Annotated in this window: 9 protein-coding genes; all 9 read left to right on the plus strand. The window is 68.7% G+C overall.

Going from position 1 to position 11067, the window contains the following annotated elements:
* Positions 1–3: 3 nt before the first annotated feature.
* The 9 genes from ACFWF2_RS07825 to ACFWF2_RS07865 all read left to right on the plus strand — a co-directional run bounded on the left by ACFWF2_RS07825 (position 4) and on the right by ACFWF2_RS07865 (position 11055).
* On the plus strand, positions 4–2067 hold the full coding sequence (locus ACFWF2_RS07825; RefSeq protein WP_379305758.1) for an acetyl/propionyl/methylcrotonyl-CoA carboxylase subunit alpha: 2064 nt from the start codon (positions 4–6) through the stop codon (positions 2065–2067).
* Entirely contained in the window at positions 2064–3224 is a 1161-nt protein-coding gene (locus tag ACFWF2_RS07830; RefSeq protein ID WP_379305760.1) for an acyl-CoA dehydrogenase family protein, read from the plus strand. The genes ACFWF2_RS07825 and ACFWF2_RS07830 overlap by 4 nt, the downstream gene beginning before the upstream one ends.
* Positions 3221–3697, plus strand: coding sequence for a MaoC family dehydratase (locus ACFWF2_RS07835; RefSeq protein ID WP_379305762.1), 477 nt, complete (start codon positions 3221–3223; stop codon positions 3695–3697). Before ACFWF2_RS07830 ends, ACFWF2_RS07835 begins: the two co-directional genes overlap by 4 nt.
* Before the next feature lie 71 nt (positions 3698–3768).
* Positions 3769–4599, plus strand: a complete 831-nt coding sequence (locus tag ACFWF2_RS07840; RefSeq protein WP_379305764.1) for an HpcH/HpaI aldolase/citrate lyase family protein — start codon at positions 3769–3771, stop codon at positions 4597–4599.
* A gap of 72 nt (positions 4600–4671) precedes the next feature.
* A complete protein-coding gene (locus ACFWF2_RS07845; protein ID WP_379305766.1) occupies positions 4672–6615 on the plus strand; it encodes an acetoacetate--CoA ligase in 1944 nt (647 codons plus the stop codon).
* 79 nt (positions 6616–6694) lie between these two features.
* The gene (locus ACFWF2_RS07850; protein ID WP_379305768.1) at positions 6695–7921 is read left to right on the plus strand and encodes a TetR/AcrR family transcriptional regulator; all 1227 of its coding nucleotides are present in this window, start codon (positions 6695–6697) and stop codon (positions 7919–7921) included.
* Positions 7922–8021: 100 nt separating this feature from the next.
* Positions 8022–8261, plus strand: coding sequence for a helix-turn-helix domain-containing protein (locus ACFWF2_RS07855; RefSeq protein ID WP_379305770.1), 240 nt, complete (start codon positions 8022–8024; stop codon positions 8259–8261).
* Positions 8254–9489 (plus strand): type II toxin-antitoxin system HipA family toxin, encoded by a 1236-nt coding sequence (locus tag ACFWF2_RS07860; protein WP_379305772.1) that lies wholly within the window; start codon positions 8254–8256, stop codon positions 9487–9489. The genes ACFWF2_RS07855 and ACFWF2_RS07860 overlap by 8 nt, the downstream gene beginning before the upstream one ends.
* Positions 9490–9627: 138 nt before the next feature.
* Positions 9628–11055 carry a DUF1254 domain-containing protein gene (locus ACFWF2_RS07865; protein WP_379305774.1) on the plus strand — a complete coding sequence of 476 codons (1428 nt, stop codon included), beginning with the start codon at positions 9628–9630 and terminating at the stop codon, positions 11053–11055.
* Positions 11056–11067 lie beyond the last annotated feature (12 nt).

Below are 11067 nucleotides of genomic sequence, written 5' to 3' on the forward strand. Positions count from 1 at the left end.
GACATGCTGAACAAATCCCACCCCGTCGAATTCGACACCGTCCTGGTCGCCAATCGCGGCGAGATCGCGGTGCGCGTCATCAAGACATTGCGCGCCATGGGCATTCGCTCGGTCGCGGTGTACAGCGACGCCGACGCCGGCGCCCGCCATGTGCGTGAGGCCGATGTGGCGGTGCGGCTGGGGCCCGCGCCCGCTCGCGAGAGCTACCTGTCGATCGAGAAGGTCGTCGACGCGGCCCTGCGCTCCGGCGCTCAGGCCGTGCACCCCGGTTATGGCTTCCTGTCGGAGAATTCGGCGTTCGCGGCCGCGCTGGCCGACGCCGACATCGTCTTCCTCGGGCCACCCGCCAAGGCGATCGAGGTGATGGGCGACAAGATCACCGCCAAGAAGACCGTCACCGCGTTCGGCGTTCCGGTCGTTCCCGGCATCGCCGAACCCGGCCTCACCGACGAGCAATTGATCACCGCCGCCGCCGAAGTCGGCTATCCCGTGCTGGTGAAGCCGTCGGCCGGTGGTGGCGGCAAGGGCATGCGCCGGGTCGACCGGGCCGAGGACCTGCCCGCCGCACTGGTCAGCGCGCGCCGGGAGGCCGGCGCGTCCTTCGGTGACGACACCCTGTTCCTGGAGCGGTTCGTCACCCGGCCCCGCCACATCGAGGTGCAGGTCCTGGCCGACAAGTTCGGCAATGTCGTGCACCTGGGCGAACGCGAATGCAGCTTGCAGCGTAGGCATCAGAAGGTGATCGAGGAAGCGCCGTCGCCGCTGCTCGACGCCGCGACCAGGGCCCGCATCGGCACCGCGGCCTGCAATACCGCGCGCAGCGTCGACTACGTCGGCGCGGGCACCGTGGAGTTCATCGTCTCCGCCGACCGGCCCGACGAGTTCTTCTTCATGGAGATGAACACCCGGCTGCAGGTGGAGCATCCGGTGACCGAGATGGTCACCGGCGTCGACCTGGTGGAATGCCAGGTGCGCGTCGCCGCCGGGCAGAAGCTGGCGCGGACGCAGGACGAGATCCACCTGGCCGGGCATGCGATCGAGGCGCGCGTCTACGCCGAGGACCCGGGTCGCGGATTCCTGCCCACCGGCGGCACCGTGCTCGCCCTCGCCGAGCCGAACGGCCCTGGCGTGCGGGTGGATTCGGGCCTGTCCGAGGGCACCGTGGTCGGCAGCGACTATGACCCGATGCTGTCGAAGGTGATCGCCCGCGGCACCACGCGCGCCGACGCGCTCGCCGCGCTGGACCGCGCGCTCGAGCAGACCGTGCTGCTCGGCGTCACGAGCAATATCGAGTTCCTGCGTTTCCTGCTCGCCGACGACGACGTCCAGGCGGGCCGCCTCGACACCGCGCTGCTGGACCGCCGGGTGGCCGACTTCCGGCCCGCCGCCGTCACCGACGACGAATTCATCGCCGCCGCGGCGTATCACTGGCTGCGCCGGTGGCCGAGCACGGGTGGTGACCCGTGGTCGGTGCCGTCGGGCTGGCGCCTCGGCACACCGGCGCCGACCGTGATCCGGCTCGCCGGGGGCGATCAGATCCGCCACGTCTTCATCACGGGCACACCGGAATCCGCGACCGTTCGGCTCGAAACCGACGACACCGCGCGGCCGGGCGCGCACACCGACGAGTCCGACACCCGCTCACTCGCGGCCACGCTGCTCGCCGACCGTCTCACTCTCACCGTGGACGGACTCCGGCGTGCGCATCGCGTCGCCGAGGCCGACGGTCAGCTGTGGGTGAGCGGCGAAGCCGGTGTCGCCGTGCTGCGCGAGGTCGCCGAGGCGAGCGTGCGTGGCGACACGGCACACGTCGGCGACGCCGAAATCCGCAGCCCCATGCCGGGTTCGGTGATCGCGACACCGGTCGCCGACGGCGCGACCGTCGAGGTCGGCGACCCGGTGATCGTCATCGAGGCCATGAAGATGGAGCACGCGCTCACCGCCCCCGTCGCGGGCACCGTCGAACTCCTGGCACAGCCGGGCGCCCAGGTGAAGCTCGACCAGGTGCTGGTCCGCGTCATCGCCCATCCCACCGACACCGCCGACGCGGAAGGAACCCCCGCATGACCGACTTCCTGTCCACCGGATCGCTGCCGGACGAATACCGCCAGCTCGCCCTCACCGTGCGCGACTTCGCCCAGCAGGTCGTCGCGCCCGTCTCGGCGAAACACGATGCCGAGCACAGCTTCCCGTACGAAGTCGTCGCCGGGATGGCCGATATGGGCCTGTTCGGCCTGCCGTTCCCCGAGGAGTTCGGCGGCATGGGCGGCGACTACTTCGCCCTGTGCCTGGCGCTCGAGGAACTCGGCAAGGTCGACCAGAGTGTCGCCATCACGCTCGAGGCAGGCGTCTCGCTCGGCGCGATGCCGATCTACCGCTTCGGCGACGACAAGCAGAAGACCGAATGGCTGCCCCAGCTCACCAGCGGGCGCGCGCTGGCCGGTTTCGGTCTCACCGAACCCGACGCGGGCAGCGACGCGGGCGGCACCCGCACCACCGCGATCGAGGACGGCGAGAGCTGGGTGATCAACGGCGCCAAGCAGTTCATCACCAACTCCGGCACCGACATCACCCGGCTGGTCACCGTCACCGCGGTCACCGGGCAGACCGGCGGCAAGAAGGAGATCTCCACCATCCTGGTGCCGACCAGCACGCCCGGTTTCGTCGCCGAACCGGCCTACAACAAGGTCGGCTGGAACGCCTCCGACACCCACCCGCTCAGCTTCACCGATGTGCGGGTGCCGAAGGAGAACCTGCTCGGCGAGCGCGGCCGCGGCTACGCCAACTTCCTGCGCATCCTCGACGAGGGCCGCATCGCCATCGCCGCGCTCGCGGTGGGCGCCGCCCAGGGCTGCGTCGACGAGAGCGTGCGCTACGCCGGCGAGCGCCAGGCGTTCGGGCAGGCCATCGGCCGCAACCAGGCCATCGCGTTCAAGATCGCCAGGATGGAGGCGCGCGCCCACGTCGCGCGTACCGCCTACTACGACGCCGCCGCGTTGATGCTGGCGGGCAAGCCGTTCAAGAAGGCCGCCTCGATCGCCAAGATGGTCGCCAGCGAGGCCGCGATGGACAACGCGCGCGACGCCACCCAGATCTTCGGCGGCAACGGTTTCATGAACGAATACCCCGTGTCCAGGCACTACCGTGACAGCAAGATCCTGGAAATCGGTGAGGGCACGACGGAGGTGCAGCTGATGCTGATCGCACGGGAGCTGGGTCTGTGACGCGGCGCGTCGTCCAGCGTGGATTGTGGTTCGAGGAGTTCGAGGTCGGGACGATCTACGAGCACCGGCCCGGCCGCACCATCACCGAGGCCGACAATGTCCTGTTCACCACGCTGACCATGAACACCCAGGCGCTGCACCTGGACGCGGCCTTCGCCGACGCGCAGCCGCCGTTCAACCAGCGCCTGGTGAACTCGATGTTCACACTGTCGACGCTGGTCGGCCTCTCGGTCGCCCAGCTCACCCAGGGCACCCTGGTGGCCAATCTCGGCTTCTCCGAGATGGCGCTGCCAGCGCCGCTGTTCCACGGCGACACGATGTACGCCGAAACGCTGGTCACCGACAAGCGGGAATCGAAGAGCCGCCCGGGTGAGGGCATCGTCAGCCTCACCCACACCGCGCGCAATCAGGACGGCGTGATCGTGGCGAAGGCGGTCCGGCAGACCCTGGTCAGGAAGGCGCCCGCGGCATGAGCGGGCAACGCCCGGAGGAACTGGCGTGCCGCACCATCCCCGGGCGTCCCGGCCCGCCGAAAGGACACAGCATGACGATGACGGGAGACAGCGTGAGCGCATGGGAGCCGAGCGGACCGGCCTGGCTGTTCTGCCCGGCCGACCGCCCCGAGCGCTTCGCCAAGGCCGCCGCCGTGGCCGATGTGGTGATCCTCGATCTCGAGGACGGCGTCGCCGCGGGTGACAAGGCCGCGGCCAGGAAAGCACTGATCGAGACCCCACTCGACCCGCAGCACACCGTGATTCGCGTCAACGCGGCCGACACCGACGAGTACGCGGCCGACCTGGCAGCCCTCGCGCAGACCGCCTACCGGCGCGTCATGCTGCCCAAATGCGAATCGGCCGAACAGGTTCGGAGCCTGGCCGGGTATGAGGTCATCGTGCTGATCGAGTCGCCGCTCGGTGCGGTGCGGGTGGCCGAATCGGTCGCGGCCGAGAACGCGATCGGCGTGATGTGGGGCGCCGAGGATCTGGTCGCGGGGCTGGGCGGCAATTCCAGCAGGCATGCCGACGGCAGCTACCGCGATGTCGCCCGGCACGTGCGCTCGGCGAGTCTGCTGGCAGCCAAGGCCTTCGGCCGGTTCGCCCTGGATTCGGTGTTCCTGAACATCAAGGATCTGGAGGGGCTGGCGGTGGAGACACTCGACGCGGTGGCCGTCGGTTTCGATGCCAAGGTGGCCATTCATCCGAGTCAGGTGGCGGTGATCCGCGAGGGATTCGCGCCCGATCCGGACGAGATCAATTGGGCACGAAGGGTTCTCGCCGAGGTGCCCAACCATCGCGGAGTCTTCGCGTTCGAAGGCCGCATGGTCGACGCACCGGTTCTTCGGCACGCCGAGCAGATCGTCCGCCGGGCCCGCTGAGTACATCCCGGCGCGCCGGGTAACCATTCGCCGGAGACCCCGGTTCACGTGCAATCCAGAGGAGGACATCCGGTGCAACCGCAATGGGAGCCGAACGCCCAGGACATCGCGTCGGCACGGATCACCGGCTTCGCTGCCTTCGTCAGCGCCAGGACAGGCAAGGCGTATCCCGACTACCAGGCACTGTGGCAGTGGTCGGTCGACGATATCGCCGGGTTCTGGCAGGCGCTGTGGGACTACTTCGAGCTCGGTGAGACCGCCGGTGCGGTGCTCGGCTCGCGGGAGATGCCCGGCGCGCAGTGGTTCCCCGGTACCCGGCTGAACTATGTCGACCAGATCATCCGGATGGCCCAGTTCGGCCGTCCCGCGATCATCGCCCTGCACGAGGACGCCGAGCCGCGAGAGATCGCCTGGTCCGAATTGATCGAGCAGGTCACCGTTTTCGCGCGAACGCTGCGTGAGCAGGGCGTCGAGGCGGGCGACCGGGTGATCGGCTACCTGCCGAATATCCCGGAGGCGATCGTCGCCTTCCTCGCCACCGCGAGCATCGGCGCGGTGTGGAGCGCGTGCGGGCAGGACTACTCGGCCAAGGCGGCGCTGGACCGTCTCGGCCAGCTCGAGCCGACCGTGCTGGTGACCACTGACGGCTACCGGTTCGGCGGTAAGCAGCACGACAAGCGCGCCGACATCGCCGCGCTGCGAGAAGGTCTGCCCAGCCTGCGCGCCACCGTCGCGGTGTCGCAGCTCGGCCTCGAGGTTCCGGACAGCGTGGCATGGTCCGATGCTGTCGCCGAGGTCGGTCTCGGCGTCATCGACACCACCGCGGTCGATTTCGATCATCCGCTGTGGATCGTGTTCTCCTCCGGCACCACCGGCCTGCCCAAGGGCATCGTGCACGGACACGGCGGCGTGCTGCTGGAACACCTCAAAGCCGTTGCGCTGCAGTCCGATATCGGACCTGACGACACGTTCTTCTGGTACACCAGCCCCAGCTGGATGATGTGGAACTTCCAGGTGGCCGGGCTGCTGGCCGGCGCGACCATCGTCACCTACGACGGCAGCCCGGCCGCTGGCGCGCCGGATGCGCTGTGGCGCCTCGCCGCTCAGGTGCGCGCCACCGTCCTCGGCACCAGCCCCGGCTATGTCCTCGGCTGTATCAAGGCGGGATCGGTGCCGCGCACCGATCACGATCTGTCGGCCCTGCGCACCGTCGGCATCACCGGCTCGGCGCTGCCGGTGTCGAGTGCGCTGTGGCTGAACGAGAACGCGGGCGAGCACGTGCAGGTGAGCTCGATCAGCGGCGGCACCGACGTGGTGTCGGCCTTCATCGGCGGCGTGCCCACCGTGCCGGTCTGGCCCGGCGAGCTGTCGGCGCCGTATCTCGGTGTCGCCCTCGACGCCTTCGACGAGCAGGGCACACCGGTGCGCGGCGAGGTCGGCGAGCTGGTGGTGACCCAGCCGATGCCGTCGATGCCGGTCAGTTTCTGGCGCGACGAGGACGGAAAGCGCTACCACGACGCCTATTTCGACACCTACCCCGGCGTGTGGCGGCACGGCGACTGGATCACCCTGACCGAGCGCGGCAGTGTCGTCGTGCACGGCCGCTCCGACTCCACCCTCAACCGGCACGGCATCCGCATGGGCAGCGCCGACATCTACCAGGTCGTCGAACAGTTCCCGGAGATAGCCGAGGCCTTGGTGATCGGCGCCGAACAACCCGACGGCGGCTACTGGATGCCCCTGTTCGTCGTCCTCGCGCCCGGCGCCGAACTCACCGACGACCTCAAAACCCGCCTCGCCACCGCGATCCGCACCGAGGTCTCCCCCCGCCACGTCCCCGACGAGATCCGCGAGGCCCCCGGCATCCCCCACACCAGAACCGGCAAGAAACTGGAAGTCCCGATCAAGAAGCTCTTCCAGGGCGCGGACGCGAGCCGCGTAGTCGAACGCAGCGCCGTCGACGACCCGGCACTGCTGGACTGGTACGCGCAAATCACCCCACCCCACAAGCCCTGAGGGCTCGCTACGGACGCCCGCGAAGGGCCGTGTCTGATCACCCGCAAAGCCCTCGGACACGCTGCAATACACTTCGCGTATGAATGTCGGCGAGTCTCGTGGAGCACGTGGATCGGTAGTCGGCGGGGCGAAGGATGGTGTGCGGCGGCGGCCGAAGAATCGGCGTGCGCAGATCGCGGCCAGCTCGGCGGTGGCGTTCGGCGCCGCCGGGTATCACGGGGTGAGTATGGAGGACATCGCGGCCGGGTTAGGCATCAGCTCGGCCGCGCTGTACCGGCACTACCCGAGCAAGTACGCGCTGTTCCGGGAGGAGCTGCTGCGGGTCGGGCAGGCCTTCACCGCCTCGATCACCGCATCCGTTGACGCGACACCCACCGCAGCGGAACGGTTGCGGCACATGCTGACCGGGCTCATCGGCGCGACAGTCGAGAACCGGGCGACGGTCACGCTCGTGCGCTGGGAGGGCCGCTATCTGGAGCCCGCCGATCGGCTGGTGCTCGACGAGCAGCGCGCCTGCGTGCAGGTCGCGCTCGACGAGCAGCTGGCCGTGCTGCGCCCCGAACTGACCGCACTGGATCTACGGATGCTGTCCACCGCGATGTTCGGCGTCATCACCAGCATCGCCGACCATCACGCCGCCCTGCCCGCCCGCACGCTGAACCGGCTGCTCGGCGCCGCCTGTCTCGCCCTGGCCGAGGGCGGATTGCCGCCCGCGGCAACGGTTTCGGAGCAGCCGACCCAGGTCGAGATCCCGGACTCGTTCAAACACGAACTGCTGCTGCGCAAAGCGGTCGAACTGTTCCACGAACGCGGCTACCCGAACGTCAGCGTCGAGGACATCGCCTCGGCCGCCGGCCTGTCGGCCGCCTCGGCGGTCTACCGCTTCTACCGCGGCAAGAGCGACATCCTCGCCGCCGCCTTCCGCCGCGCGGCGGACCGCGTGTCCGGCGCGATCGGCCCCGCCGTCGCGAACACCCCCGACAGCGGCGCGGCGCTCGGTGTCCTGATCGACCAGTTCGTGACCGACACCTTCGACGAACGCGCACTCGCCGTCGTCTACTACGCCGAATTCGGGCACGTCCCCGCCGAGGAACGCGCGGTCCTGCGCAATATCCAGCGCCTGAGCGTCCAGGAATGGGCCCGCCTTGTCCGCGAGGAACGCCCCGACCTCTCCGCCGCCGAGTCCCGCTTCCTCGTCCACGCGGCCTTCGCCATGGTCATCGACCTAGGCCAGGCCTTCGCAGGCGACCCCATCGCGTGCCGTGCCAGAGTCGCCTACCTCATGCGCCGGGTCCTACTCGGCTGACCCGCGCATCACGCTGGTGACGAGCTTTTCGTAGTCACCAGCGTGAACTACCATAAGGTAGTCAAATGTGATGACTACCTAATCGTAGTCGGGAGGCAAGATGGCATACACCGGCAAGGTCACCAGCCCCGAGTCGCTGGGCCGCATCCTGCAACAAGCCCGCCTGCTCAGCGGCCTCAGCCAACGTGAACTCGCCGACCGGCTCGGCACCAGTCAGCGCTACATCTGGGAGATGGAGGCGGGCAAACCGTCTATCTACACCGACCGACTCTTCGCCATGATGCGCGAGACCGGCATGCACCTCACCGCCACGATCGCCCCGGCAGACACCGATGACTGACCTCGTCGTCGAGCTCTACGAAACCCGTGTGGGCACACTGACCGGCAGCCGACAGGACTTCGAGTTCGTTCCCGCCCCCTCGGCCATCGAGACCTTCGGCCTTGACAGCACGATCCTGTCGCTGGCAATCCCCTTCGCTGTCGTGCCGACACGCTCGGGAAAAGGCCGCCGCCAGAACTTCTTTCGCGAGTTGCTGCCGGAGGGCCGGATGCTGAGCCGGCTGGCGCAGGAGGCGGGACTGGCCGAGCGTGACACCATCGGATTGCTGCGCCGCTACGGTCGCGATGTCGCCGGAGCACTGCAGATCTGGGATCCCGAGATGCCGGGCGAGCCGAAGGAGCCCCGGCTCGAACCGCTCACCGAGGCCGGCGTCGCGCACCTGCTCATCAACGTCGGCGAGAACCCGTTGGGCAACAAACCGGTCGGCGGCAAGACTTCTCTGGCCGGCGTCCAGGACAAGATCGTTCTCGCCCGCGCCGGATCTGGCTGGCATCGCGTCCTCGATGGCTACCCGTCGACACACATTCTGAAGCCGGAATCCCGCGATTACCCCACGTCCATCTATGACGAGGAATACGGCGCTCGGATAGTCCGGGCCGCCGGTCTCGCCGATTTCCAGACCTGGATCGCGGAATTCGACGGGGTTCCGGCGTTGGCGATCGAGCGCTACGACCGGTCGCGGAATGCGCCGGACGGCCGAATCCACCAGGAGGACTTCAGCCAGATTCTGGGCGCAACCGGCGACCAGAAGTACCAGCGGTTCGGCGGGCGGGTGTCTCTCGAGCGCATTGCGAAGACCCTGATGACGACAGTCGGCCGTGAGCCGGTGGCACGCCTGCTCCGCATGACGACGGCGGCTGTGGCGGTCGGCAACCTGGACATGCACGCGAAGAACATCTCGTTACTGCACCCACCGGACGGCTCCGCCGGATTGGCTCCGGCTTACGATTTCGTGCCGCAGGTCCACCAGCCCAACGACGGTGAGATGGCGTTGGCCATCGATCAGGAATACCGGCACCGGGCGATCACGCGTGCGCAGCTGGTCGCCGAAGGGCAGCGATGGGGTCTGCGGAATGCCGATGCTCTCGTCGAGAGTGCGCTCGTGTCCGTCCTGGACACCGTCGAGACCGAACTGCCACACCCCCGTGCCTACCCCGAACTGCAATCGGATATCACCGGATTCGCGAGCAATCTGCGCGCCGGACGACCGGCGGGCAAGCACACCTAACCGGCAAGAACATCTCGGTGTCCTACAGCCTGCCTGACCCCAAACTCGGCTGACCTGCGTATTTCATCCTCTGCGTGTGAGGTGGAGTCGGGCGGGAACGATTTATGGTGGCCGTCGATACGCTCGAACGGAGAGTGGATGGATGGTCTCGCGGGTGAATACGGCGGGCTGAGCAGGCGTGGGCTGCTCGGGCTCGGCGCTGCGGGTGTGATGGCCGCGGCGCTGCCCGGTTGCGGCGGTGACGATCCGGAGCGGGGGCCGAGGCGGACCACCGGTCCGCCGGACGTTCTCGCGCTCGCCATCGACGCCTATATCTTCGGCTATCCGATGATCATGCTGGACATGTTGCGGGCGGCGAGCGGGCCGACGAACACCGTCGATCACAGCGGGCTGCCCGATCCGGACACCCGCGTCGCCCGGCTCAGCCACGACATGGTCTATTCGCAGGCCTGGCTCGACCTCGCCGACGAGCCGCTGGTGCTGCAGATACCGGGGATGGAACCCGGCCGGTTCTGGCTGTTCCAGGTGCTCGACGGGTGGGCCAACACCGTGCACGATCTGACCAGCGAAGATCCACGCACCTCCGCCGATGGCGCAGGGCGGCCCGACACCTACGTCATCACCGGACCGGAGTGGTCGGGCACGGTGCCCGCACAGACCACCCGGTTGCGCATGCCCGCGGTGATGTCGACGATCGTGGGCCGCATCCAGATCAACGGGCCGGGAGACGCGTCCCGGGTGAGCGGCCTGCAGCAGCAGATCAAGCTGATCCCGTTGAGTGCCTGGCAACGCGGCGAATTCGACAGCACCGTGAGCCGCTTCCAGCCGATCTACCGCGGGCCGGAACCGCCGGTGAAGCGGATCGCGGCAATGGACGGCCGCACCTACCTCAATCGACTGTGCCGGCTCCTGCTGACCACACCGCCCGCACCCGCCGACGCCCCACTGATGCGGGAACTCGCCGCGATCGGGGTGCGGCCGGGTGGCACCGTCGACGGTCAGCCCGTCGACGTGCTCGACGAGGCCGTGCGCCAGGCGAATCGCCGGATCGTCGACTGGCGCGACCCCACCGCCCGGCACGTCAACGGCTGGGAAATCCCGATCGACCTCGGCGACTACGGCACCGACTACCTGCGCCGCGCGGCAGTAGCGATGCGCTCCCCCGGCGTCGCCCCGATCCGCAACGTCCTCTACGCGACGCTCTGGTCCGCCCCCGCCACCGACGACCAGGGCCGTCCTCTGCGCTATCGCATCCGCTTCGCCCGCGACCAATGGCCACCGGTAGCCGCCTTCGCTTCCCTCACCGCCTACGACCCCCAGGGCTTCCTGGTTCCCAACCCGAACGCGATCTACGCCGTAGGCCACGTCCCCCCACCCGTGGCCGCACCCGACGGCTCGATCGATATCGCCGTCCAATACGAGGACCCACGCCCCCGCGTCCCCACCGGAAACTGGCTCCCCATCCCACCCACCGGCGACTTCTCCCTCACCCTCCGCCTCTACGCCCCGAAAGAAGCAGCTCTCGACGGCACGTGGCAGCCGCCGCCGATGACGCTCGCGGACTGAACCGGGGGACGG

Origin of the sequence: Nocardia sp. NPDC060259 (assembly GCF_042728775.1) — a bacterium.
GTDB lineage: Bacteria > Actinomycetota > Actinomycetes > Mycobacteriales > Mycobacteriaceae > Nocardia.

Bases quoted from the DNA above. Each gene is read 5' to 3' on its own strand.
- ACFWF2_RS07825 (WP_379305758.1), top strand. From the start codon at position 4: ATGCTGAACAAATCCCACCCCGTCGAATTCGACACCGTCCTGGTCGCC.
- ACFWF2_RS07830 (WP_379305760.1), top strand. From the start codon at position 2,064: ATGACCGACTTCCTGTCCACCGGATCGCTGCCGGACGAATACCGCCAG.
- ACFWF2_RS07840 (WP_379305764.1), top strand. From the start codon at position 3,769: ATGACGATGACGGGAGACAGCGTGAGCGCATGGGAGCCGAGCGGACCG.
- ACFWF2_RS07850 (WP_379305768.1), top strand. From the start codon at position 6,695: ATGAATGTCGGCGAGTCTCGTGGAGCACGTGGATCGGTAGTCGGCGGG.
- ACFWF2_RS07855 (WP_379305770.1), top strand. From the start codon at position 8,022: ATGGCATACACCGGCAAGGTCACCAGCCCCGAGTCGCTGGGCCGCATC.
- ACFWF2_RS07860 (WP_379305772.1), top strand. From the start codon at position 8,254: ATGACTGACCTCGTCGTCGAGCTCTACGAAACCCGTGTGGGCACACTG.
- ACFWF2_RS07865 (WP_379305774.1), top strand. From the start codon at position 9,628: ATGGATGGTCTCGCGGGTGAATACGGCGGGCTGAGCAGGCGTGGGCTG.